This window comes from Nostoc sp., from assembly GCF_036916735.1.
Taxonomy (GTDB): Bacteria; Cyanobacteriota; Cyanobacteriia; order Cyanobacteriales; family Nostocaceae; genus Nostoc.
In genome coordinates this window covers 153,732-179,798 of sequence record NZ_JBALFV010000002.1, presented here as the reverse complement: position 1 = coordinate 179,798, position 26,067 = coordinate 153,732, and the positions used below count along the sequence as shown (strand labels likewise).

The window sequence follows — 26,067 nt, the reverse complement described above, 5'->3', positions numbered from 1 at the left end:
TTGTAACTATTCTTAACAGATTTGTATCAAAATTGTCATCAGATATTTTGTATCGCTCTTTACATTTGAAAAAGTTTTAAAGTAATTAAAACTACAGGATAAACAGAACTTTTCAAGACGAAGGCGCAGACAATAAGAGTTGGCAATATTTGGATCACTCTTTGCCTGTGTAGATTTATTAACGGTAGATGTAGGATTTATGGCAAGCTCACTCAGAACTAGTTGATTCTGGTGCTTGTGTTAAACGTGGTGAATGAGTTCGTCGCCAACGGTTGAAGCCATAGACAAGGGCAGCAAAAATTAACAAATAGGGACTGTAAACAATTAACCAAATACCCAGCTTGAGTAAGCCAACGGAAAATGAACTAAGGGAGTGAGTAGATTTATTCCAAGTCTCCTGAACTTGCAAGCCAAAGGCAGGTTGTGAACTGGTGCTAGAAACTGCTGCTTCTAGATTCAGCGTAATAGTGGAATAAGCTACTTGATTTTGTAGACTTTTGAGTTGGGCATTAATTTGTTCTATAGTTTCTCGGACATTACTCAGTTCTTGGGCAACACTAAGCACATCTCTGACAGAAGCTGCCCGATCCATAATTTTTTGCAAATTGGCTTCAGTTTTCTGCAAATTGGTTAATCTAGCTTGGAAATCTACCAAGCGATCGCTCACATCTTCGGCAGTGATATTACGACTTTCAACAGTGCCCAATTTAGCAAGTTGTTCCAGGGTAGGTTCCAGCAGGTTCTCTGGTATCCGCAATTGTATAGTTGCTGTGTAGCGCGGGTTGTCATTATTGGGTTGTTGTTGTTTCAACCCGATTAAATCCCCTTGCTGTTGATTGATGATTTGTGAAACAGCATCAATAGTCCCGTCTACAGAGTTGACAGTCAAAGACATTGCTGCTTTTTTAATAAGTTGGGGACGAGAACGGGCTATTGGTGTAGCTTCCATCTTTTGGGAAATACTGTTTTCACGAGCAGGTGCAGATGCTGGATTTCCCGCACTATCGGCTCCCATTGGAGGTAAAGCCTTATTTGCTGACTGATGGGAAGAGGCGCAACTAGTGAAAATCACCCCTCCCAATAACACACTTATAAATAAAGCAGATGTGCGCGGTAATTTACTCGAAGCGTACATAATCTACCCCCAGACGGATGAAGTTAACCCCAGTATTACTGAAGTAAAACTCAAAGCCTGGATTGTTGCGATTTATGTAACAGGAATAAAGTTTTGTCCAAAGTCTAATTATTATTCTTCAATTGATGTTTTTTGCTGAGAAAAACTTGCTAACTCTGATGCTAAAGTCTCTTCTAATACATCTATAATTGCGTGCGGGTCAGTAGGGGACTTCATCATTTCAGCCTCCGGATCAGAGCGATTTTTGACATTAGGAATATCCTGGCGTAATTCCTCAAGCAAATCGATGAGTTTAGCGATTTTCTGCTCAGAGAGTAGGTTAAGTTGAAGACTAAGCTGCGCCCGTTGCTCTGCTAACTTTTCTTGTCGCTCTTGTTTAATCAATACACCTGCTGTCACCAATAATGAACCCGCAGTCAGTGAAAATTGTAACCAAGGAAATGGAAGAGGATCAAATCTTGGTATGCCCAAACGTCGTGGTAAGACATTAGGTGTTACCCACAGAATAATCCCAAGCAGGATGCTATACAGGAATGCAGGACGACCAAAAAAGTTAGTTACCGTTTCTAAAACCCGCTGGTGTTGTGGTACGTCTTTTTCAGAACGTCTGTGCAATGCGATGATAGTCTCGATATTTTTACTAATAGATTCCGGTAATGGGGCAGTGGGCAGAAGGTTTTGACGACGTGTTTCGCACGATCCTTGCGGTGAATCTTTTGGATTTGATTTATCTTGGGAGAGCATTGGTAGTCTGACTTGATTAATGATTACTTCAATTTACTAACTCAATTTAAACCGCAATTCAACTGTTATATGCTTGATTAATCAATCGAGTTTGAACTCAAATTGGAAGTAATAACGTTATAGTGTCTACTGGAACCGTTACCGCAGTTAAGTTTCAAGGTGACATGGCAACCAGGCTCGTACTCTCGCTAGGCCCAACATCTTAGAATGCCTTTCGTCTCAAAGAATCACTAGTGTTACTAACCCTATATCAGTGACATTATACTAGGTAAAACTTCCGAATACTAGTCCTTAATAACGAAGCTTCCTTGATGAGAAACACTATTATGACAGTGGCGGACAGTGCTGATGATTTGGGGTAACTTAAGTAAATTCTTTATGCTATATGTAAAATTAACTACTAAATTACCGCGTTGCCGTATACGTCCAGTTTTTTGAATATTATATTCCCGATTTGAGAATTAGCGATCGCATTAGGGATTTCCAATAAATAAATTATTCAATCTTGTGGGGTGGGCAACATGAGCGCCCATAGCCAAAGGCCAGTGTCCACCTCACAAGAAGTAGTTGAGTATTTTTTTATTTGTCAGTTCCTTATTCAGAACCTTTACCCAGAGAATTTTTTGGACATTTATGACGGCTAAAAATTTTAATGCAGTGTGAAACTTATGAATCTGGGTTTTATAAGGCTTTGAGCAATATTGTGAGAAATCCGGGTAACAGTTCATCTGTGGTTACTCAATTTAAGGTACAATCTTAAGCCTGCAAATAAATGACGATGCTTGCTGACAGGAGATGCTTCTATGGCCCGGATGTACTATGACGAAGATGCCAATTTAGACCTTTTGGCTGGAAAAACTATTGCTATCATCGGCTACGGTTCTCAAGGTCATGCCCACGCTCTCAATCTCAAAGATAGTGGTTTGAATGTGATTGTGGGGCTATATCCGGGTAGTAAGTCAGTCGCAAAAGCCCAAGCTGCTGGGTTAACTGTGAAAGATGTTGCAGATGCTGCCAATGCTGCTGATTTCATCATGATTTTGTTACCTGATGAAGTCCAAAAAACGATTTACAAAAACGAGATTGAACCCAATTTAGAAGAAGGGAATGTGTTAGCCTTTGCCCACGGCTTCAATATTCACTTTGGGCAAGTTGTACCACCAGCTAACGTAGATGTGGTGATGATAGCACCCAAAGGGCCGGGGCATATAGTACGGCGGACTTATGAAAATGGGGAAGGTGTACCAGCGCTGTTTGCAGTTTATCAAGATGCCAGTGGTCAGGCACGCGATCGCGCCATGTCTTATGCTAAAGGTATTGGTGGTAGTCGCGCTGGTATTCTCGAAACGACTTTCCGTGAAGAAACAGAAACCGATTTATTTGGTGAACAAGCAGTATTGTGCGGTGGTTTGAGTGCTTTAATCAAAGCTGGATTTGAAACTTTGGTAGAAGCTGGTTATCAACCAGAATTGGCTTATTTTGAATGTCTGCATGAAGTCAAGCTGATTGTTGACTTGGTTGTAGAAGGTGGTTTAGCTAAAATGCGGGATAGCATTTCTAACACAGCCGAATATGGTGATTATACCCGTGGCCCGCGGATTGTGACTGAACAAACCAAAGCTGAAATGCAGAAGATTCTCAGCGAAATTCAATCTGGACAATTTGCACGGGAATTTGTTCTAGAAAACCAATCTGGTAAACCAGGATTTACCGCCTTGCGTCGTAAAGAAGCTGAACACAAAATTGAGGAAGTCGGCAAAGATTTACGCGCTATGTTTAGCTGGTTGAAAAAAGCTTAAGCAAAAGAAGCAGCTAAAGGATTAATATACTTTCACACTCACTGCAAGCGGTGAGTGTAGGCTTCTCAAGATAATGTCTATTTGATGTTCCAATACGGTTCGGATAAGATCCCCCCGCCTGCGGCGACCCCCTTAAAAACCGTATTGGGGGCTACTCCTCCCAAGCGAGAGTGCGTTTCACTGCCTTTTGCCAAGTAGGAAAATTTAACAATGGGGCATCGCTCCCCGGCTCAAACACACTTTCAATTTGTTGTTGTTCCACCAGTGCTTTATAGCTGTGCCAAAATCCTACAGCTAAACCTGCTGCCAATGCTGCACCTTGAACTGTTGTATCGCGCATTACCTTTCGTTCAACTGGAATACCTAATACATCAGCTTGGAACTGCATCAGAAAATTATTTTCGCAAGCACCGCCATCTACGGTTAATCGCCCAACTGGAGTACTGCTAGATGCATTAATTGCTTGCACTACTTCCAGAACTTGGTAAGCGATCGCTTCTAGGACGGCGCGAACTAAATGCTCTGGTTGTACACTAGCGGTAATACCGAAAAAGGCTCCCCTCGCGCTCATATCCCAGTAAGGTGCGCCTAGCCCACTAAATGCAGGCACAAAGTAGACTCCGCCATTATCTGTTACCTGATTTGCCATCGCTTCACTTTCAGCAGCAGTTTTAATCAGCTTCAGGCGATCGCGTAACCATTGAATACAAGCTCCACTAGTAAACATACTACCTTCTAAGGCATAGTTTACATCTAAACTTCCCCTCGGATTTGCCTGTGTCCATGCCACCGTGGAAATAAGTTGGTGGTGCGAGCGCACAATCTTATCACCTGTATGAGCTATCAAAAAGCTACCAGTTCCGTAAGTACATTTAATTAAACCGGGGCGATCACAGCCATGACCAAATAGAGCAGCTTGTTGATCCCCCAAAATGGCAGTAATGGGAATTTCAGCGCCCAACAAAGTAGCATCAGTGACTCCAAATACTCCTAAACTAGGCTGAATCTGGGGCAAAATATGCACCGGAATCTGAAATAGTTCAAGTAAATTTTCATCCCACTTAAAGGTTTTGAGATTCATCAACATTGTCCGGCTGGCGTTGCTATGGTCAGTAGCATGGACTTTGCCACCTGTGAGGTTCCACAGCACCCAGGTATCAATAGTGCCTGCTAAGATATTGTTCAGGTCAATATCCGTGAACTTATCTAATAGCCACCTGAACTTAGTCGCAGAAAAGTAGGCATCGATAATTAATCCGGTGCGATCATAAATTTCTTGAGCGTAGCCTTGCTGTTGTAATTGGTGGCAAAGGGGAGCAGTGCGGCGATCTTGCCAGACAATCGCTTTATGTAGTGGTCTACCAGTAGTTTTGTCCCAAATCAAACAGGTTTCGCGCTGTACAGTCAGTCCCAAGGCTGCGATCGCAGATGGAGCAATCTGAGCATTGCTAATTGCGGTTTGCATCACCCAACACGTATCATGCCAGATTTGTTGAGGGTCATGTTCTAACCATCCGGGCTGAGGATAATACTGTGTTAGTTCTTTGTATGCCTGACCAACAATCTTGCCGTTTGTGTTAAAAACAAAGGCGCGGTTGCCTGTTGTACCTAAGTCCAGTGCTAAGATGTAGCCCAATGATTGAGTTGTGTTGCCAAGTGTGTGCATAACTGCTAGGACATGCTGCGTAGGCGATTTTAACAATGCACGTCAAATTAGATATACATTATTTTGGATACATTTTGAGTTCCCTATAGGGATAGCATTGCGCTTACTTTGCTGTGTGCACCTCAAATCCCAGATCATTCACAACGTTGCAAGACGCTGTGCATTATAATTAAGTGTAACTAGACGACATAAAAAATCATTATATAAATGCTGTGAACGAGCGAATATAGCTGTTCCCGTATAAGTAAGTACAGAAAAAATAATTAACCACAGATACTCGTAGAGACACGGCAATGCTGTGTCCCTCATTCAAATGAAAATCACTATACTACACACAACTTCATACTAGATGTGGAAAATTGATGTGTTTCATCAAAGGTTTATGTTTGACTTTTCAAGAGATACTTTATCAGCAAAGGCTCAATATATGCTTCTAGAGTATCTTTAACTTTAGAAGGTTGACGAATTGGAGCGATCGCGTTGTCGCAATTCGTAATTGACATGGGTTCTACCCAGACAAAAATGGCAATGGCGATCGCAATTACGCCTGTTAACTTCACTAACTCCCGCCATTTTACCTCCCGGCGAATTCAGTTCCCACCAGAGGAAGCCTTGAAGGCGCTTGTCAAAGAAGCGATTACCTACGAAGTTGCTTATCCGCACAGAGGGATGCTTTGGTTTCAAGAAGTAAACCAAAATCAAAGAAAGTATTTCAAGTAAGGAAATTGGCAAGAAAATTTTGGGTATCTAATCAAGATTTTAGAGACTTCCAGAGAATAAATTACTTAATTTGTTCAGATGATATTTTTATTTTCCCCCTGCTCCCCTGCCTACACAGCGATTGATTATTTATTTTAATTGGAAGTCCCTTAGAGCGAGGGATGGCAGAAGGTTGTTTGCGTCAACTTGATCCATTTCTCACTACCCTTGATATTATTGGAGTTTGTAATTTATACTTCAACGCTTACAAAAACATCAAGCATACTAGAAGACCCGAATGGCACTAAGTTAAGCCGTATAGTAGGCGGCGTAAAGGTTGCAGAGGACAGGTATTTTTGGGCTTTCTGCATAGATTCGCCTAATTATAACTAGACTAATGAACTGGACTTAATATTATATCAAAAAAGAGCAACGCCAACAGCAGCGTCTAGCAAAAATTTAGGTAGTCGGTCAAATTAACTCACTCCAGCGACTATCAAGCGATGCCTACGGCGGGCTACGCCTACGCATCAGCGTAATCCATTTGGAACACCAAACTTCCAAAAGAGAGCATTAAACTTCGAGTTTTAAACACCAAACTTTGAGTTCCAAACACCGAACTTCAAGCTCAGAACACCAAACTTCGAGTTCCAAACATCAAAATTTGAGTTTTCAAAACAAAAGGACGAATTCATGGCAAATTCAGCTTTCAACTTATCTAACCTCAACGGCACAAATGGCTTTGCTATCAACGGCATCAATCCAGATGACCGTTCAGGCTACTCTATTAGCAGTGCTGGAGACATCAACGGCGACGGTCTAGACGACCTAATTATCGGGGCAGATGGTGCCGACCCCAACGGCGACAATTCAGGGCAAAGCTACGTGGTGTTTGGCAGCAAGGAAAGTTTTGCTGCCCAATTCTACCTCTCCACCCTCAACGGCAGGTCGGGCTTTGCCATCAACGGCATCAATCCAGATGACCGTTCAGGCAACTCTATTAGCAGTGCCGGAGATATTAACGGCGACGGCATTGACGACCTGATTATCGGGGCAGATGGTGCCTCCCCCAACGGCATCACTTCAGGGCAAACCTACGTCGTGTTTGGCAGCGAGGAAAGTTTTCCTGCCCAATTCAACCTCTCCACCCTCAACGGCACTAATGGTTTCACCATCAACGGCATCAATCAATATGACTCATTAGGCAACTCTGTTAGCAGTGCTGGAGATATCAACGGCGACGGTATTGACGACCTGATTATCGGGGCACCCTTTGCCTCCCCCAACGGCTCCTCTTCCGGGCAAAGCTACGTGGTGTTTGGCAGCAAGGAAAGTTTTCCTGCCCAATTCGACCTCTCTACCCTCAATGGCAGTAATGGTTTCACCATCAACGGCATCAATGAAGATGACTCCTTAGGCAACTCTGTTAGCAGTGCCGGAGATATCAACGGCGACGGTATTGACGACCTGATTATCGGGGCACCCTTTACCAACCCCAACGGCGACAATTCAGGGCAAAGCTATGTGGTGTTTGGCAGCAAGGAAGGTTTTGCTGCCCAGTTCAACCTTTCCACCCTCAACGGCACAAATGGCTTTGCTATCAACGGCATCAATCCAGATGACCGTTCAGGCGACTCTGTTAGGAGTGCCGGAGACATCAACGGCGACGGTATTGCCGACCTGATTATTGGGGCACCCTTTTCCGACGCCAACGGCGACAATTCAGGGCAAACCTACGTGGTGTTTGGCAGCAAGGAAAGTTTTCCTGCCCAATTCAACCTCTCCACCCTCAACGGCACTAACGGCTTCGTCATCAACGGCTTCAATAAAGGTGACGGCTTCTTCAGCAGTTTTGTCAGCAGTGCGGGAGACATCAACGGCGACGGCATTGATGACCTGATTATCGCGGCACCCTTTGCCGATCCCAATGGCAGCAATTCAGGGCAAAGCTACGTGGTGTTTGGCAGCAAGGAGGGTTTTGGTGCCCAACTCAACCTCTTTACCCTCAACGGCACAAATGGCTTTACCATCAACGGCATCAATTCAGATGACCGTTCAGGCTACTCTCTTGGCAGTGCGGGAGACATCAACGGCGACGGTATTGACGACCTGATTATCGGGACACCTTTTGCCGACCCCAACGACATTAGCTCAGGGCAAACCTATGTGGTGTTTGGCAACCGCGCCCCCGTTCTCGACCTCAACGGCAACTCACAGGGTATTGATTTTAGCACTACCTTTAGCGGTACTCCCGTCTCCATCATCGGTAGCAACTTCACTCTGGATGACAATAACACTACCCTAGCTGGCGCTACCATCACCATTACCAATCTCTTGAATGGCGCAACCGAAAGTCTTAATGCCACTGCCATCGGCAACATCAACGCTACCTACGACCCCACCACAGGCACTCTCACCCTTAGTGGTACGGATACCATTGCCAATTATCGACAAGTCCTCAGCAGCGTTACCTACAACAGTACAGCTACCACTGTTAATACCACAATTGAGTTTGTCGTCGATGACGGGCAAGATTTGAGTAACACCAGTGCAGTGGCAACCACCACTTTAGGTTTTGTCCAGAAATTGATCACGGGCACGCCTGATGCAGATATCCTCATCGGCACACCCAACAATAACATCATCGAGGGCAAAGGTGGTAACGACAAGCTCACTGGTAATGGTGGTCGAGACCAATTCATCTTCTCAAGAGGCGATGGCATCGACACCATAACCGACTTTGGCGGTGTAGGTAGGGTAGGTATTGATTCAAATCCATCAACGGCGGTAATTCCTGAAGTTGATACTTCAAATCCATCAGCGACGGTAACTGCTGAAGTTGATACTTTAAATCCATCAGCGGCGGTAATTGCTGAAGTTGATACCTTGGATTTTACTAGATTAGGATTGACTGCTAAAAATCTGCAATTAAATCAAAATGGCAACAATCTAGAAATCACTTTTGAAAATACAAGCAATACCGAAATCATTCTAGAAAACTTCCTGTTAGAAAACTTAAATAATTTACCAGCATCTGATACTAGCCCAGCTATTGGCAATATCCTGTTTGATAACCAGAGGGGCATCGTTGACAGTTTTGATGTCTTCGATGCCAACTCCACTCAAACTGACTTATTTAACCCGAATACCGTTACATTCCTTAATGACCTTAACAATAACATTACGGGTTTTAAGGACTCCGGCGATGTGATTAATGGTCAGGGAGGTGATGACATCATTAACGGCAATAGTGGCAATGATTTGCTGCGGGGTGGAACTGGTAATGATACCCTCATCGGTGGTGCTGGCGATGATACTCTGGTTGGGGGTGCTGGCAATGACGTACTCACAGGTGGTGAAGGTGTTGATAGATTCCTTTACAATACTGGTGCTGCTTTTAATAGCGCTGATATTGGTCTAGATAGTATTAGTGGGTTCTACGGTGTATTTTTTGCAGCTCCTACACAAAGTGACAAGATTGTACTGGATAAGGATACCTTTAATACAATTACTTCGGTTCCGGGAGTAGGTTTTAGTAACGAGAGTGATTTTGAAATCACTTCTTCAGCTGGGACTAGCACGGCGAAAATTGTCTACGATCCTGTGAGTGGGCAGTTGTTCTACAACGAAAATGGCAGCACGACTGGTTTCGGCAGTGGTGGTCTATTTGTGACTCTAACTGGTGCGCCAATTCTCAACGCATCTGATTTTATTATCCAAACGTAGTTCTTTTGGAACAACAAACTTTGAGTTCCAAACACTAAACTTTGAGTTCGGAACATCAAACTTTGAGTTCTAAACACTAAACTTCGAGTTCAGAACCTCTCTCCTGCAAAGAGAGAGGCTTTAAATTCTCCTCCTTCCTTACCAAGGAAGGAGGTTAGAGGGTTAGATTTCGCGTTGGTTTTTCCACATAGCTTGAAAAGTCAGTGTAGCGACTGCTGTCACAAATAAATAAGAGCTTCAGAGAGTTTTTGCATAATTCTTAAAAAGTTTTTGGCGCTAACCCAAGCGTATTCTAATATAAGACTAATATTTGATTTATGAAAAAGCTCGTAAAACTCGAAAAGCCTAATTCCCTAGTCCCCACTCCCCACTTTCCTCTTACATAGATAATTTCAAAAATCGAATACGATTTTTATATAAGCTCAGAACATGGAACCTGTTCTCGAAAATAACGCTATAGAAGAAGTTTGGCAACCCAGATTAAACCTAAGTTTCTTAATTACAAATTCCGCACAGCGTTACTAGCCTTTAACTTAGGATAAGCAATGCGTTTGTGATGAAATTGCTGCCAAACATCTATAAATATCTGGGCAATTTTTGACATTTCTTCTCGTGTTAATCCTGAATCTACGAGTTGATTGTCTTGCCATTTGGCACGCAGAATATTGTTTAACATTGTTAAAGCTTGTTCAGTGGAGACATCTTTGAGCGATCGCTTCTCTCCCATAGGTTTAGCCGATGCTTCAAATGATCGCAGCGCCGCTTCACAAGAATCTGCTAACATGACAATTCCAGTTTCCCGTGATTGGGGAATCGGCCCATCGTAGCGAAAATCTGCGTCGTCTAATGTTAAACTTGGCTCTGACTGAGCCATTTGCTGGGCTTGATGATGGAAATAGGCAATCAGCATTGTTCCTTGATGCTCTGGAATAAAAGCTTGAATCGCTGTCGGCAAAAGGTGTTTACGCGCCATCACTAACCCTTCAGTTACGTGCTTTTTGATAATTTCTGCACTCTTCCAAGGATCTTTTATCTCAGTATCATGTTTATTCGGCCCCCCCATTTGATTTTCAATAAAGCCAAGGGGGTCGTGCATTTTGCCAATATCATGATATAATGCCCCAGCCCTGACTAACTCCACATTGCATCCTAGTTCTTTGGCGGCAGCTTCAGCAAGGGTAGCCACAAGCAACGTGTGTTGAAAAGTTCCGGGAGTTTCAGTAGCAAGTCGTTTTAATAAAGGGCGGTTAGGGTTCGCTAACTCCGCTAAACGGATTGGGGTAACTAAATCAAAAACTTTTTCTAGATAAGGACTTAACCCTAAAGCTACAACACTCCAACCTAAACCGGATAAAGCAAACAATCCGGCTTCTTGGAGAACAAGATACCAAGTTGAACCAAATGCTTGACCAATTAAGATTTTAACAACCAGATAAATGCCGCCCTGAGTTAAAGCGATCGCAACCCCCAATAATGCCAATTCTTCGCGCGATCGCAATCGTTGCGCTATGTAACTACCTAATATTCCCCCTCCAACACCAGCTAGAAGCGCAGCCTTGCTTATATCCAAGCTAATAGCTAATATTGGCAACAGCAGTCCGACAACTGTCAACCCCAAAATGGGGCCATAGAAGCTTCCTAACAATAAACCAAGGGCGCTCCAGGTAGTATAAGGCAATCCCATCGTTACCAATCCTGGCACACTCAGAGTTAGCAGTAACACCAACAAGCGATCGCGTTGTCGCAATTCGTAATTGACATGGCGTTCTACCCAGACAAAAATGGCAATGGCGATCGCAATTATGCCTGTTAACTTGACTAACTCCCACCATTTTATCTCCCAGCGAACCAGGTGATAATGCTCCAGCACCTTAAAGTTCCATGCAGTAATCTGTGCTCCTTTTCTGACAATCACTTGGCCATACCGTACCTTCATCATCACGGGTGACACCCCAGCAGCAGCTTTTTGAGCATTTTCTCTGGTTTGTTCTTCATCTTTTTGCAGATTCGGCTTGAGTACAGCTAACAACAGGTTCTTTGCCAAAGATTCGGCGGATTCTGGTACAAAGGACTGCAATTGTAAACTCACCGCATCCTCTAAGATATTTTTTGGCAGTCCCTGCGGGATGCCTTGGGTGAGAATCCGCTCTGCACTCTGATGGATTCCCATTTGTGTCGTTTTCCACTCATCATCTAACAAATCTAAAAGTATGGATTTCTCGTATACTGCTTCTGGGGTAACAGTCTCTAACTGTAAAAGTTTGGCAGTGGCTTGGGTGTATCTTTCGCGTGCTTGGGAAATTTGGGAAATCACTAAAGACAAGTTGTTCTCAGAAGTGACGCGGTAAGATTCTAGTTCTGCTACTGCTTGAATAAAGTCAGTGTTTTGAGAAAAATCAACAAGCTTTGTCTTCTGTGGCGTTGGTGTTGTGCGCCGTTGGTGTTCCTGATTGGGTGCGGATGAGACGGTGGTTTGTCCTGTTCCTTTCTTATACTGATTTTTACTATTTTCTACAGCTACTAGCAGTGCTTGCCATTCCAAGTCAGGACAAGAACGGAGGTAACGCTGGGTAGAGATGGACAAAACTACAGGATCAAAAAAAGGAAAAGCTCCAGCAATGGCGCGAATTTTGTTGCCATTATCTAGAAGTCGTTGCAAATTTTCGTTGATTTGTTCGTTCATTCGCGCATTAATCATCAACACCTGTAAGGATGTTTGACTAACGGCTTGGCGCTGTGATTCTGTTTTTTTTTGATCTTCGATGCTAGCTGTGTAAGGCGCTGTAATTGTTTGAGGCGCTGGATTTCCGATTTGGAGTTGAGTCTGATTGTATAATTTATGCCCAATAACGGCAGTCAGGGACACTAGAGCGATCGCTAAAATTACCAAGGAACGCTGTTCATGTACCCAATCTAAAGCGATTGCACAAATACTACTCTCAGTTTTAACCGATTTGGCCTTTGACTGGAGCGCTCTTTCTTGTTTTCGACGATGTCTACGGCTGGCTACACCTATGCTTTTATCGTTGGTTTTAGATAAAAATAAAATTACATTCTTAACGATAGTCCGTACAAGTTCCCTTCTATGGCTTTTGCTTTTGGGACTACTCATTAACTTTCCTTTACGGCGTAGTCCTTTGTACTGTCGCCGCCAGTTAGTCAATTGCTGGGTTAAGAATTGCAAAAATTGCTTTATTTTCATTATTTCTGCCTGCAATTGCTGACTTTGATAGCTCAAAATAAGACAATCATCAGGGAAGTTTGATTAGTTGCTACACTGGTGACGGAGCCTAATTAAAGCTGATTTGCCACAATAGTTACCTACAGAATCAGTCCAAAGGTTTGCTGAAAAATTCTAGTATATAAGTTTTTTAGTTTTTGGCTAGATTGGTAATGATCAGCGCTTAGTACCCGCACCGTTATTCTATGAAAATCGGATTAACGCGACCGAATAACGCGAGGAGCTGCATAAACTGAAAGCAAAGCCACCTCATATCCCTCCTCAGTTAACTCCCTTGGATTTAAGGTAAGATCATACACTCCCGACCACACCGCCACAAATGCATTGGCCAATTTTAACATTTGGGAAAAGTTAGTTAGCCCCCATGCAGGAGAATTCTTTTGCAAGAGCAAGACTTGCCAATTTACCGGAATTCCGCCTATACCGTTATATGCTCCTGATAAAGCACCAGTAATTGCACCTATAGCCTGTTGCATAAAATTGCCATTGTCAGTAGCTCGCAAAAGTGCCAGACGAAAGTCTTCCAAGGTACTCAAAAAGCAGTAAAATGCCATAGCTATAGTGTTAGTAAGTTTTTCTTCCTTAGCAAACTCAGCTTGCGCCCTTGACAATCCTGCTCCTTGCTCTAATAAATTCTGAACTGTTAATAATTTTTTTGGTATTGATGTCGGTGTTTCTTGGAGAAAAGAAATTGTTTGTGGTATGAGGATTAGGGGGTTAAGTTTTTCAGTTAAAGCAAGAGATATCGCATATCCTACTGCTAGCGTTACATCCCTTACTATTGGGTCATCTTCCCAGATTTTTAGGACATGCAGCAAGTTGTGTCGGAGCTTAATCGGATTTTCGTGAAAAAAAAGTGTTACTGGTAGTGTCGCAAGAATTATTTTTATCGATACGTCATCAGTTACTGCTAAATGAAGAGATTCTTGTTGCTGACGCGCTATCCAATCCTCTAAATCTAATCTACCCAACGCAATCAAACTTTCAGTACCCAGAACCGTCATTCTGCCCAAATCCAGGTAGCTTTGAGACTGTATATTACCAGTGGCTAAACTTTCCCCCAGAAATGCTCCGATTAAAGTACCTCTAAACCGACTTATAGGAGAGTAACGCATAAATTATGTAGTTAAAAGTGAGGAGTGAGGAGTTAATGAAATATTGCTAATTCTTAACTTTACTACTAACTAACAATTCCTAACCCCTAACTCTTGCACAGACGCGATTAATCGCGTCTCTACTATCAACTCTTGTACAGACACGATTAATCGCGTCTCTACTATCAACTCTTGTACAGACACGATTAATTGCGTCTCTACTATCAACTCTTAACTCTTAATTCTTAAATGATTCACCAAAGCCTGTAAGCCTAACAAGTAACTTTGTCCGCCAAAACCACTTATTTGCCCGATCGCTACTGGGGCGATGTACGAATGATGACGAAAATCTTCCCGACGGTAAATATTACTCAGATGTACTTCGACTGTGGGCAAGTTAACAGCCGCGATCGCATCTCGCAATGCCACACTTGTATGTGTATATGCCCCTGCATTAATCAAAATTCCGTGATGTTGTCCTAATGCGCCATGAATAGTATCTACCAAAATTCCTTCATGATTTGACTGCATAGAAAAAACTTTCGCCTGTAACTTGAATCCCTCTTCTTCTAACAGGCGGTTAATTTCAGCTAGAGTTAACGCACCATAAATTCCTGGTTCTCGCTGTCCTAGCAAATTTAAGTTTGGCCCATGCAATGCCAGAATGCTTAAGGGTTGCAACGTCGAGTTGAGCACTTTGAGATTAGTGGCGACGACGCGAGCGATCATTTACAGGAATCGGAATCAGTTCCGGTTCCGGTTCTGCCTCTGGCCCTAACAGGCTCTCAATTAGCCTGCGTGCTAATTCCTTAAGCTTTTCCAGCACCTTTTCTATATAGTCCATGAACTGACGGCTCCTGAGATACTACCTCAATTTTTGATTAACAGGTACGCAGAAATTGGCATATTTTCGCACCTCTGGCTTCCAAGCGGGCTGATAAACAATCCCGTATTTGGGACATAAGCCACTTCTAAAATTTGGCGTTGTGTTTTCCTTTACTTTTTAGAGTATCACACTTGCACCTACTGAACTGCATCCTATCAAGGATAGATATCAAGGGTCAAGAGTTCAGGATCGGACTTTGGACTCTTGACTACGAATTTTAGATTTATGATTTTAGATTTTAGATTTATTTCGCTTACAAGGCGCGGGGGATGAACCCCAAAATTCTGTTAATCCAAAATCGTTCGGCTGAGGGTACCCTTACGGGGATCTTGCTACGCGTAGCGTCTCAAAGAGAAGTCGAAGTCCAAAATTAGCTCTTGCAATTAAGCTTCTTTGCCCTTTTTTTTCGTAGAGGTTGTTGATTTAGCGGTTGACTTAGATTTGGAAGTCGTTGATTTCGTCGTCGTTTTGCGAGTCGATTTTGCTGTTGAAGCTTTAGCTGATAACAAGTTCAGCGCCTCAGCCAACGTTATATCTTCTACCTTTTGCCCTTCTGGGATACTTACATTAGTTTTGCCATGCTTGATGTAAGGGCCATAAGGGCCATCGTAGATGTTAATTGTTTCTCCATTATCTGGATGTGTACCCAATTCGCGTAAGGCTGCCTTGGACTTGCTGTTTGTGGAACTGCGTCCTTTTTTTGGTTCAGACAATAATTCCAACCCACGTTCTAATGTAATTGTCAATACATTATCCGCAGCTTTTAGAGAACGGTAGTCTTTTCCCTCCTTACCTTGGTCATGAACCACATAAGGGCCAAAGCGCCCCAAACTTGCTTGGATTTTGCCGCCAGTGACTGGATGAACTCCTAATGTCCGGGGTAGTGCCAAAAGACCAACAGCTATTTCCAGGGTAACGGTTTCTGGGGTAACACCTTTGGGTAGGGAGGCTTGTTTCGGTTTGGGGTTTTCGTCGGTTTTGTCACCCAATTGGACATAAGGCCCATAAGCACCAATTTTCACATAAATCGGTTCTCCAGTTTCGGGATGCCGACCTAGCTGATCGGGGCCTATAGTTTTTTGTCGCAGCAATACTTCTACCTGTTTGGGGTCGAGGTCGGCTGGTGTGAGGTCTTTGGGAATTGAGGCGGTGATAACTTCCTCACCATTTTCGACTTCAATATAGGGACCATATTTGCCAATGCGGACTTTGGCTTCTAGATTTTCTAGTTCTACAGTCCTAGCTTTAGTGCCATCAATTTGATTTTCCCGTTCTTTTACCAGGGTTTCCAGCCCTCTTTCTCCCAGATAGAATTGCTGCAAGTAAGGTAGCCATTTCGCTTCACCTGTGGCAATGTCATCCAGGGTTTGCTCCATCTTCGAGGTAAAACTGGGATCAACAACGTCTGGAAAATGTTTTTCCAATAAATCGGTGACGGCGAAAGCGGTGAAGGTGGGAATAAGAGCGTTACTTACCAAATGGGCATAACCCTTATCGATGATCGTGCCAATAATGCTGGCGTAGGTACTAGGACGACCGATACCTTCGCTTTCTAAAGTTTTTACTAAAGAAGCTTCGGTGTATCTAGCTGGTGGTTGGGTTTCGTGCCCAACTGCTTCTAAGTCTGTACAATTGGGGTGATCTCCCACTTTCAGATTCGGCAAAATCACTTCCTGGTCTTCCAGTGCTGCTTCTGGGTCGTCTGAACCTTCGACGTAGGCACGTAAGTATCCTGGAAACTCAATCCGTTTGCCAGAAGAACGGAATCCAGCATCCTCGACTTGCAATTGCACGGTAATTTGAGTTTGGCGGGAATCAGCCATTTGACAGGCAACAGTCCGCTTCCAAATTAAATCGTAGACAGCAAGTTCTCGACCACCCAAACCAGTTTCTTGGGGCGTGCGGAAGCTGCTACCTGCTGGACGAATGGCTTCGTGCGCTTCTTGTGCGCCTTTGGATTTGGTGGTGTATTGCCGGGGTTGGGGACTGAGGTATTGTTGACCGTAGAGCTTTTCTACACAACTCCGAGCAGCTGCGATCGCTTGATCCGACAAATGCACCGAATCTGTCCGCATATAGGTAATATACCCCTGCTCATACAAATTCTGGGCAACCCGCATCGTGTCACGGGCTGAAAGGCGCAATTTCCGGTTAGATTCTTGTTGCAACGTCGAGGTGGTGAACGGTGGCGACGGTTTGCGCGTCACCGGGCGTTCTTCTATGTCAGTAACACTCCAGGTTTTCCCAGTTAGGCGTTCCTTGAGGGCTACCGTTTGGTCTTCGTCGAGCAACAAGACATTTCGACCTGCGGTAATTTGTCCGGTCGTTGCGTCAAAATCACTGCCGTTAGCGATTTTAGTTCCTGCCAATGTTACCAACTGGGCAGCAAAGGGGGTTTTTTCCTTTGACAAACTAGCTTTCAAATCCCAGTACGTACCCTCATGGAAAGCGCGGCGTTGGCGTTCCCTAGTGACTAAAAGCCGCACAGCTACAGATTGCACTCGTCCAGCAGATAATCCCCAGGCGATTTTTTTCCATAGCAGGGGAGACAGGGTATAGCCCACCAGTCGATCTAAAATCCGCCGCGTTTCTTGAGCGCGAACCAACTGCTCATCGATATTGCGGCAGTTTTTCAGAGCTTTTTTGATCGCCTCTTGGGTTATTTCGTGAAACACCATTCGCTTAGTTGGAACTTTCGGCTTTAGCAATTGGTATAAATGCCAACTAATGCTTTCACCTTCCCGGTCTTCGTCCGTTGCCAGAATCAGTTCATCTACATCCTTGAGGGCTTCTTTGAGCTGGGTGACAATTTTCTTTTTGTCTTTCGGGACAACATATACCGGTTCAAAGTCGGCGTCCACATTTACCCCTAGCTGCGCCCATGATTCCCCTTTGACGGCAGCAGGAATTTCACTAGCCGACTGGGGTAGGTCACGTACATGACCCATAGATGCCTCTACCTGATAGCCTGCTGGCAGGTAGTTGCGAATGGTACGAGCTTTGGTTGGAGATTCGACGATGACGAGAGTTGACATGGAAATTTTAATAAAAAGAAGAGCTACTAAGCTAGACAGTCAAATTGATGTAATTTTTACAAATTGTCAAGGTAAAAGGTCACGCTTAGGGCGGTGATTTAATCCTCACATAAACTGCCTGCTTGGGAGAAAATTCGCTGAACTTATTGCCCAGTCTATCCCAGAGGATAAATGAGGGTACGCTGGGTTTGAATTGCCAGCTATTTCAATCTTTAACTTATCTAACGCATAATTGGCGACTACAGTTTTCAAAATATTATTGGGGAATTGGGCATGGGGAATGGGGAATTGGGCATGAGAGATGACAAAGTAGAGGCAGCAAAGGAAGAATAACTATTGAATTGACCTATACCTAATGCCCAATCCCTAAGAGCTTGTGCCAAAATTAAACCAAACTTGAGAGCAAAAGCGAAGTGGGGTTTGTACCCATGTCAGGAAAGTAAAACCATGCAACCAATTCGTCAAGGTGATGTAATCTTACTGCCTGTGCAACAAATTGAAGGACAAAAAATACCTCACTTAACTTTGGCAGAAGGCGAAGTTACAGGTCATAAGCATCGCATCACTGATGGAAACGCAGAATTATACGAAAAAGATAGCACACTCTATTTGCGTGTGTTTTCCGAGTCGGCATTGCTTGCCCATAAGGAGCATAAAGCTATTTCTATTCCTCAAGGTGACTGGATGGTGAAAATTCAGCGAGAATACGAGCCTGAAGGTTGGCGTTATGTCACTGATTTAAAAGTTAACGCCTGAGCAAGAGGCTTTAATTCTAGTTTATCGAGAAAAGTGGAGAGCGATCGCGCTTTCAACGGAGCGGATTGATCGTGAAAAAGCGGCTGTAGTTGTTAAAGCTGCTTATAAAATTATGGACTTCGATGAGCCTAAAATTCTATTTTATGATAGTCATTATGCAGCTTTGAAATAATTTATGCTGCAATTAGATAACTCGTTATTTAACCAGAAAGCTTACAAATTTAGAGAATAATTTTTGTTTTCAATACTAAATAAAATAATAAATCAAGAGTTAAAAATTTTCAGTAAATAAAAATATTTGTAAATTATCCTATTGACAGATATGAAATATTTTCTTTGATTATACCGACAGAAACTGAGCAATTTCTGTATGTCTTTGATTAAAGATTCGATGCTAGTGATATTAGTATTTATAACTTAAATTATATATCACCAAAACTATTGGTTGGTCATGCTATTTGTCTTGATTTATGTATATCTGAATTAAAATGGAATGTCTCTCAACAACTTTGGTTAATCTTACAAAATCTAATGAGAAATTGTGGTTGGATTTTTCCAGATAATAATATAGCCATTATATGCAATCGCCCCCTTCACCTGCGCTTCGACATCAAAATCGCCTCCACGCTGAAGGCCAACCCGCCATTGAATTTACCGATGGATATAGTCTCTACTTCTACCACGGTGTAACCTTGCCTGAAAAATACGGTAAAATCCACCCTCAGCAATGGCAAGCTACTTGGATTTTAAAAGAAGAAAACGCCGAACTACGCAAAGTGTTAATTCAGGGTATTGGTTACGCCCGAATTTGCCAATAACTACAAGCTATTGAATTAGATAATTGGCAATAATATACACTATTAAAAATTGATAAAAATGTAGATATCGAGCCGATTTATTTATTAAAAATGACTTGCCCTAGTACAAGCTTTATTCACGTCTTGCGAGTTCCACCAAATATGAATTCAGCGCGTGAAGCAATTCGCTGGGTTAATTGGGGAATAGAACTAGAAGAGTTTGCTATGCAAACCTGATTTTTGAATCGGACAAGAAGTTAAAAAAATACTCAATATAGACACAAACGATGCATTTTACTGTACATTTTTAAAATTGACTGCACAGGAGCCAACTCTACACTTCAATGTAATTTAATTTGATGGTAATAATAGTAGGCTGGTGTAGCAACAAGTCGCTACTCTCTGTTAGAACCATAGAAAAGACGCAAATTTATCCTTTGTGTTTTCAAGTAAGATTTTAAAAATTAGAAAGTAATGCGGTTCTCACTGTACCAATCACGATATCGTATAATGTTACCTTTTTTACCAGTAATCGGGAAAGTCAGTGTGGCGGCATAGTTTTAGATATTAATTAAGTAATTATACGGTTAATTAAGCTTTATTAGTAAATACACTTAAATATTTTTGAGATAATTACTTTAAAACCCTTTATATAAGAAGATTATACTGTTTTTAAAGTTAGCAGCCAAATATTTTTATTTGGTAAAAATTATTGCTATATACTACACAAATACCAGCCTGACATGCCAAGCTAAGAACATCAAATGCTTAAGGAAATAAATCAATGTTTACTCTACAAAAACTATCATTAGCCTTGGTTGGAACAGCAGTTGTTGTCATGAGTGCTAACCCAGCTGGTGCTGTTAGCCTAATTAAAGGAGGTTCCACACCTGTTGCAGGAGAAGGTCAATACACTAATATTCAAGGAGCTACAACAATCAACTTCAATTTAGGGACAGCAACCGATCCAAACGGATTTGCTACTTACTCTGCAACTAATGGAATTGTCAAAGGGAGTGTAGATAGTCAATATGCTACCCCCTTTGGTGATACCAGCTACTACCTAACGGTTGCGCCACAAGGTGTCAAAAATAGTAGTGGTCAGAATATTGCAGGAAACACTGGCGATGAAACCATTACCTTTGCTAAGTCTATTGATTACTTTGGTCTCTACTGGGGGTCAGTAGACACATATAACTATGTAGATGTCTATAGCGGAGGTAAGCTACTAAAAACATTTAGTGGCGCAGATGTTCCAGGCGCTCCAGCCAATGGTGAACAGAGTGGTAGTGCAAATAATGTCTATGTTAATTTGTTAGCAGATAAAGGAGAGACTTTTGATAAAGTAGTTTTAAGATCAACTGGTCTTGCATTTGAAAGTGATAACCATAGTTACAGACTAGCTAGTGTCCCTGAACCTACTGCAACATTGGGCTTGCTAGTGTTCGGTGTTATGAGTGCTGGTTCATTTGTGAAACGGAAATCAAAGTTAGTTTAAAATAATTTATTTACTCTGTCTAAAAAATTAACAATCTTGTTCTCATTTTAAGGTATAAAACCCAGCAAAAAATGCTGGGTTTTATTTTTGAAATCATCCAAAAAAGCGAAGAGACAAAAAATAAATTTGTGTCTTCAAGTAAGATTTTGAAAATTAAAAAGTGAATGTGGTTCTCACTGTACCAATCAAGATATCATCGTTTTGATTGTTATGATCTGGCGCTGTTAGCCAGATAATTCCTGGGGTAATGCTGATATTGTCACTCAGGCTATATTGATAGAAACCTTCAACATGATATGAAGTGTCTGGATCTTTGTTGATACCTGCATTGCTGAGAGAACTGCTCACACTGGTAACTTTAGGTTCCATGCCTACAATAATACCCGCAATATTACCTTTTTTACCAAGATCAGGGAAAGCTAGTGTGACGGCATAGTTCCAAATGTCAGCATCACCAACTGAAAGGACGCGAGCTTTGGTCAAGCCAGCCCAACCACTAATTACAAATTTTGAGCTAGGTTGAAAGGAAGCTTCTACACCGTAGGAGTTACTGGAAGCATTCTGCAATATATCATTAGCGTTATTGCTACCACCACTACCATTGGCAAAAAAAGTATTTTTGTAGGCGTTAATATAGGTCAAACCAAAAGTAATTTGGTTACTAGGCTTAACAGTTAACTGCCCCATAGCACCATAAGCACCGTTGAACAGTCCAGAGCCTAGCTGAGGGTTAGCAGAATCATTCGCTAAATACCCAAAGCTTAGTTCGAGGTTATCACTGAACTCGTGTTTGATTCCTATACCAGCCCCATTGAGTAGATAATAAATTGGGTTGCGAGTCCCAAAATGGGAAAGGGCACCGCTACCACCGTCCCCATCTAGGTAAGGGTTGACTGTATTAGTGAAATCATCAATTGCACCTGCATTTGCTTCTAGGGTGACGCCTGTTTTATCACCAAGAGGAAACTGATACAATAGCGCGTCTATCACAACTCCATTACTGTTATTACCACCAGCAAATCGGAAGTCACCTTCTGGTGTAAAGGTAGCAGTCTGAGAAAATGGATCTAGGTTTGTTGCCTGAAGTCGTGTTCTGAGTAAATCTTTGCCAGTGAAACTGGTGTCAAGGTTCAGACGTATCCGGTCTGCAAGAACAGTATTTTGGTTTACTTTTTGACCATTAACTGTATTTCCACTTACGACATCCGCGATCGCTATTACCACTTCTCCATTCAGCTTGGTTGTGGTTGAGAACTGATTCGTCTCCAATTCAGCAGTTTTAGATTCTACTGCATCTACACGACCTCGGAGTATCGCCAGTTCTGCTGAAAAATCTTCTTGCAACTTTTGTAATGTGGCTAAATCTTGTTTGTTAACTAAATCGCCAGTGGCTGTAGCAATCAGTTCGTTAACCCGATCCAAACAAGCATTCAAACCAGCCGCAAATTCATATCGCGTTAATGCCTGATTACCGCGATAAGTGCTATTTGGGTATCCTGCGATACAACCATAGCGCTCAACTAAGGATTGCAATGCTTGAAATGCCCAGTCGGTGGGTTGTACATCGGAAAATTGAGACACGGAGGTAACTTGCGCCATTGGCTGATCTGGCGCTATGTTCGTAGCTCCTGCGTCTGGATTAGCTAAAACTTGCGGTTGATTGATTTCAGACTTACTCGATGTTTCACCTGCAAATGCAGCAGTATTAACAAATAGCATGACACCGCAGACTGCTGGACTAAATAGTAGATATTTCCAGAATTTTTGCATTTTTCTCCTCACACTGATATCCAACTCACACCCAAACCACGTTTTTTTTAACGTGTATTTTATGAGAATATTTGTCAGCAATCTTATCAGAAGTAAACAACCTTTTTAACAAAAAAAGTCAAGAAATCCTAATTATTTAGGGAAAACTAAATTGCAGATGGCTGTACCCTCTGAAAAAGTTTTGTTGTTATTCATTACACAAGAAACCCAGAATGATATTATATACCAAAAATGATAATGAGAATTATTATAGTATAAAGTTGTCAATATGAATTTTGACAGAGGCAGAGTCAGCATCCGTTTTGAGGAGAAAATACCGTGAGTGTGAATTGGAGAGAAATTAGAACAAGCAGGCAAAGAAGCGGCATCTTGCCGATAATTGCTTTGCTGGTGTTGTCAATGACTGGTGGCTGTAGCCAATCGAATCCGAATCAGGGAAAGACTTCCGAACAGTTGCCGCAAGCACAGGAAGCTGCCTCTACCCCGTCGGTGCAGTCGGGAAAAACTAAAGTAGTGACAACATTTTTGCCGATATATTTGTTTACTAAGGCAGTAGCTCTTAATGTGGCAGATGTAGAAATTTTAGTGCCACCTGGTACGGAGGTGCATGAATATCAAGCGACACCCGAAAATGTCAAGGCGATCGCAACTGCGAATGTATTAGTAAAAAATGGCTTAGGTTTGGAGGGATTTCTGGAAAATACTGTTAAAAATGCCCAAAATTCCAAATTAGCTGAAATTGATGCAAGTAAAGGTATTAAACCCTTAAATGAAATTTCACCCATTGTAAAAACAGCCCAAGAAGAAAAAGACGACGAACATACCCAAGGTAATCCGCACGTTTGGTTAGATCCAGTTTTGGCAAAACAGCAGGTAACTAATATTCGAGATGGATTAATCGCTGCTGACCCTGTAAACAAAGCAACTTATGAGGCGAATGCTGCGACTTATATTAAAGAATTAGAAAATTTAAACAGCGAATTTCAGCAGACTTTGCAGAAAACTCCTAGTTGTACCTTTATTACCTTTCATGATGCGTTTCCATATTTAGCTAAACGCTATAACCTCAAGCAAGTTGCTGTGGTACAAATTCCCGAAGATCAACTTTCACCAACGGATGTGCAAAATGCAGTCAATGCGGTGAAAAAGTACAAAGTTAAAGCTTTATTTAGCGAACCAGGAGTAGATAATAAACTTTTATCCAGCCTTTCCAAAGATTTAAAATTAACTTTGCGTCCTCTGGATTCTCTGGAAACTGGCGAAACAAATCCACAGCATTATTTCGAGGCGATGAAAGCTAACTTACAAACTCTGCAAACAGCATGTAAATAGGTTTGTCATTTGTCAGTTTTCCTTTGTCTTTTGCAAATGACCAATGACTAATGACTAATAACCAATGACCAATGATATTGCTATTTTAAAAGTAGAAAAATTAACTGTCTATCAAGGCAGCTATCTAGCTATTCAAGATGTTTCTTTTGAATTATTGTCAGGAACAGATACAGCTATCGTCGGCCCCAATGGTGCTGGTAAAAGTACCCTGGTAAAAGCGGTTTTAGATTTGATACCTCGCAGTTCTGGTACGATTCAAATATTCGGTCGTCCAATTGCAAGGCTAGGGCGTTTACGTCAATTGTTGGGCTATATGCCGCAAAACTTCATTTTTGACCGCAGCTTTCCCATTTCTGTCAGCGAATTAGTCGGACTGGGATGGGACAAGGAAGTGAAAAAAGGGGATTTATTTTTTTCTCGGCTGTGGAGACAAGACCGCGAAAAATCGGCAGCAGTAGGAGAAGCTTTACGGCGAACCGATGCTTATCATTTACAGCATCAAGCTATTGGTACTCTTAGCGGTGGTCAACTCAAGCGAGTTTTATTGGCTTATTGTTTGGTAATGCGTCGTAAACTCTTAGTACTTGATGAAGCCTTTGCTGGTGTTGATGTACAAGGTTCAGCAGATTTTTACGCTTTGCTAAATGAATTAAAGCGGCAGGAGGGTTGGACGGTATTGCAAGTTTCTCATGATATTGATATGGTAAATCGTCATTGCGATCGCGTGCTTTGCCTGAACCAAAGTATTGTTTGTACTGGTAAGCCAGAAATTGCCCTTTCACCGCAAAACCTGTTAGCAACCTACGGCCCAGGTTTCAGCCGTTACCAGCACCAACATTAAAGTTTATAAGTATGAATTTCTTCAATGATTGTCAGATATCTTGGCTTGCGATCGCCAGTAGTAATGACTTGGTAAGCTTGTTGACATTCCCTTTTATGCAGCGTGCGATCGTAGGTGCTGTGTTAATGGGAATACTTGGCGGGATGTTGGGTAGTTTTGTCACCTTGCGCCAGTTATCTTTTTTCAGCCACGCGGTTGGTCATGCAGCATTAGTAGGTGTGGCGTTAGGTGTGCTGCTACAAATAAATCCGACTTGGATGCTGTTACCTTTCACGTTGGTTTTTGGCGTTATTGTCCTTTATTTTATCGACAAAACTGACTTAGGTAGCGATAGCGTACTTAGCATAGTGCTATCTGGGGCATTAGCGATCGGTGTAATTCTTACGAGCCTAATTAAAGGATATCGTGGCAACTTGATGGCTGTGCTGTTCGGAGATATTTTAGCGATCAATACCACAGATTTGATTTTGACGCTGCTTGTACTTGTGGGAGGTAGCATATTTATACTATCAACCCTGCGACAGCAAATTTTATTGACCCTTAACCCCGATGTAGCGCAGGTTCAAGGTATTCCCGTCCAGTTGTACCGCTATATCTTTGTGGTTTTGCTTTCACTCGCTGTTGCTGTAGCGATTAAAGCTGTCGGCGTTTTATTGGTGAACGCCTTTTTGGTGATTCCCGCCTCTACTGCCAAACTGATGAGTCACCACTTTAGCCGCTTTCTAGTCATGTCGGTGATAGTTGGTTCCATTAGCAGCATTGCTGGCATCATTGTGTCAGGTATTTTTAACTTTGCTTCTGGCCCAAGTATTGTTCTTGTTCAATTTCTGCTATTTGTAGCCGTTTTCATCTGGTTTAAGTTGAATTTGAAAGCTGCATAAATATTTTTCTCCAAGACCTTGCTATTTTCTTGTATGTTTGCTAAATTTATTAATCGTGGCTCACAAAAGCCCCAGCCGGGATAGCTCAGTTGGTAGAGCAGAGGACTGAAAATCCTCGTGTCACCGGTTCAAGTCCGGTTCCTGGCATACATTACAGCAAAATAGCC

Annotated in this window: 18 protein-coding genes, 1 tRNA gene and 1 pseudogene; 10 read left to right on the top strand and 10 right to left on the bottom strand. The window is 42.4% G+C overall.

The window, feature by feature from the left end:
- Nucleotides 1–208: 208 nt before the first annotated feature.
- A complete protein-coding gene (locus tag V7L20_RS01725; RefSeq protein WP_334742396.1) occupies nucleotides 209–1,135 on the bottom strand; it encodes a DUF4349 domain-containing protein in 927 nt (308 codons plus the stop codon).
- 111 nt (nucleotides 1,136–1,246) lie between these two features.
- Entirely contained in the window at nucleotides 1,247–1,879 is a 633-nt protein-coding gene (locus V7L20_RS01720; protein ID WP_334742395.1) for a DUF1003 domain-containing protein, read from the bottom strand.
- An 803-nt stretch (nucleotides 1,880–2,682) separates the two neighbouring features.
- Between V7L20_RS01720 and ilvC the strand changes: the two genes are divergently transcribed.
- A complete protein-coding gene (gene ilvC / locus V7L20_RS01715) occupies nucleotides 2,683–3,678 on the top strand; it encodes a ketol-acid reductoisomerase (protein ID WP_334742394.1) in 996 nt (331 codons plus the stop codon).
- Nucleotides 3,679–3,829: 151 nt separating this feature from the next.
- On the opposite strand, the gene glpK is transcribed toward ilvC, so the two are convergent.
- Together glpK and V7L20_RS01705 are read right to left on the bottom strand one after the other, a co-directional pair.
- Entirely contained in the window at nucleotides 3,830–5,344 is a 1,515-nt protein-coding gene (glpK, locus tag V7L20_RS01710; protein WP_334742393.1) for a glycerol kinase GlpK, read from the bottom strand.
- A 380-nt stretch (nucleotides 5,345–5,724) separates the two neighbouring features.
- Entirely contained in the window at nucleotides 5,725–5,847 is a 123-nt protein-coding gene (locus tag V7L20_RS01705) for a hypothetical protein (protein ID WP_334742392.1), read from the bottom strand.
- On the opposite strand from V7L20_RS01705, the gene V7L20_RS01700 reads away from it, so the two are divergent.
- Both V7L20_RS01700 and V7L20_RS01695 read left to right on the top strand, forming a co-directional pair.
- Nucleotides 5,846–6,064, top strand: a complete 219-nt coding sequence (locus V7L20_RS01700) for a hypothetical protein (RefSeq protein WP_334742391.1) — start codon at nucleotides 5,846–5,848, stop codon at nucleotides 6,062–6,064. The two genes, V7L20_RS01705 and V7L20_RS01700, sit on opposite strands and share 2 nt — an antisense overlap.
- Nucleotides 6,065–6,736: 672 nt before the next feature.
- Nucleotides 6,737–9,769, top strand: a complete 3,033-nt coding sequence (locus tag V7L20_RS01695) for a beta strand repeat-containing protein (RefSeq protein WP_334742390.1) — start codon at nucleotides 6,737–6,739, stop codon at nucleotides 9,767–9,769.
- Nucleotides 9,770–10,268: 499 nt separating this feature from the next.
- Here V7L20_RS01695 and V7L20_RS01690 read toward each other — a convergent pair whose 3' ends face one another.
- The 5 genes from V7L20_RS01690 to topA form a co-directional block, all read right to left on the bottom strand.
- Entirely contained in the window at nucleotides 10,269–12,971 is a 2,703-nt protein-coding gene (locus tag V7L20_RS01690) for an HD family phosphohydrolase (protein WP_334742389.1), read from the bottom strand.
- 236 nt (nucleotides 12,972–13,207) lie between these two features.
- Complete coding sequence (locus V7L20_RS01685) at nucleotides 13,208–14,125, bottom strand: ADP-ribosylglycohydrolase family protein (RefSeq protein WP_334742388.1); 918 nt, start codon at nucleotides 14,123–14,125, stop codon at nucleotides 13,208–13,210.
- A gap of 210 nt (nucleotides 14,126–14,335) precedes the next feature.
- The gene (aroQ, locus tag V7L20_RS01680; protein ID WP_334742387.1) at nucleotides 14,336–14,833 is read right to left on the bottom strand and encodes a type II 3-dehydroquinate dehydratase; all 498 of its coding nucleotides are present in this window, start codon (nucleotides 14,831–14,833) and stop codon (nucleotides 14,336–14,338) included.
- Nucleotides 14,808–14,948 (bottom strand): hypothetical protein, encoded by a 141-nt coding sequence (locus tag V7L20_RS01675; RefSeq protein WP_012410890.1) that lies wholly within the window; start codon nucleotides 14,946–14,948, stop codon nucleotides 14,808–14,810. Before V7L20_RS01675 ends, aroQ begins: the two co-directional genes overlap by 26 nt.
- 425 nt (nucleotides 14,949–15,373) lie before the next feature.
- Entirely contained in the window at nucleotides 15,374–18,025 is a 2,652-nt protein-coding gene (topA, locus tag V7L20_RS01670) for a type I DNA topoisomerase (RefSeq protein ID WP_334742386.1), read from the bottom strand.
- A 447-nt stretch (nucleotides 18,026–18,472) separates the two neighbouring features.
- Between topA and V7L20_RS01665 the strand changes: the two genes are divergently transcribed.
- The 3 genes and pseudogenes from V7L20_RS01665 (at nucleotide 18,473) to V7L20_RS01655 (ending at nucleotide 21,076) form a co-directional block, all read left to right on the top strand.
- On the top strand, nucleotides 18,473–18,781 hold the full coding sequence (locus V7L20_RS01665) for a hypothetical protein (protein ID WP_334742385.1): 309 nt from the start codon (nucleotides 18,473–18,475) through the stop codon (nucleotides 18,779–18,781).
- A gap of 13 nt (nucleotides 18,782–18,794) precedes the next feature.
- Nucleotides 18,795–19,815 (top strand): annotated as a pseudogene (locus V7L20_RS32465) (DUF6745 domain-containing protein).
- Nucleotides 19,816–20,362: 547 nt separating this feature from the next.
- The gene (locus tag V7L20_RS01655) at nucleotides 20,363–21,076 is read left to right on the top strand and encodes an Npun_F0296 family exosortase-dependent surface protein (RefSeq protein ID WP_334742383.1); all 714 of its coding nucleotides are present in this window, start codon (nucleotides 20,363–20,365) and stop codon (nucleotides 21,074–21,076) included.
- Between the two features lie 153 nt (nucleotides 21,077–21,229).
- Here the strand turns inward: V7L20_RS01655 and V7L20_RS01650 are convergent, their stop codons facing one another.
- Nucleotides 21,230–22,846, bottom strand: a complete 1,617-nt coding sequence (locus V7L20_RS01650; RefSeq protein WP_334742382.1) for an iron uptake porin — start codon at nucleotides 22,844–22,846, stop codon at nucleotides 21,230–21,232.
- A gap of 399 nt (nucleotides 22,847–23,245) precedes the next feature.
- Here V7L20_RS01650 and V7L20_RS01645 point away from each other — a divergent pair, with 399 nt between their 5' ends.
- From V7L20_RS01645 to V7L20_RS01630, 4 genes are all read left to right on the top strand, one after another.
- Nucleotides 23,246–24,178 carry a metal ABC transporter substrate-binding protein gene (locus V7L20_RS01645; RefSeq protein WP_442943495.1) on the top strand — a complete coding sequence of 311 codons (933 nt, stop codon included), beginning with the start codon at nucleotides 23,246–23,248 and terminating at the stop codon, nucleotides 24,176–24,178.
- 64 nt (nucleotides 24,179–24,242) lie between these two features.
- Entirely contained in the window at nucleotides 24,243–25,019 is a 777-nt protein-coding gene (locus tag V7L20_RS01640; protein WP_334742381.1) for a metal ABC transporter ATP-binding protein, read from the top strand.
- Between the two features lie 11 nt (nucleotides 25,020–25,030).
- Nucleotides 25,031–25,900 (top strand): metal ABC transporter permease, encoded by an 870-nt coding sequence (locus V7L20_RS01635; protein ID WP_334742380.1) that lies wholly within the window; start codon nucleotides 25,031–25,033, stop codon nucleotides 25,898–25,900.
- Nucleotides 25,901–25,974: 74 nt separating this feature from the next.
- Nucleotides 25,975–26,047, top strand: a tRNA-Phe gene (locus tag V7L20_RS01630).
- Nucleotides 26,048–26,067: the final 20 nt, after the last annotated feature.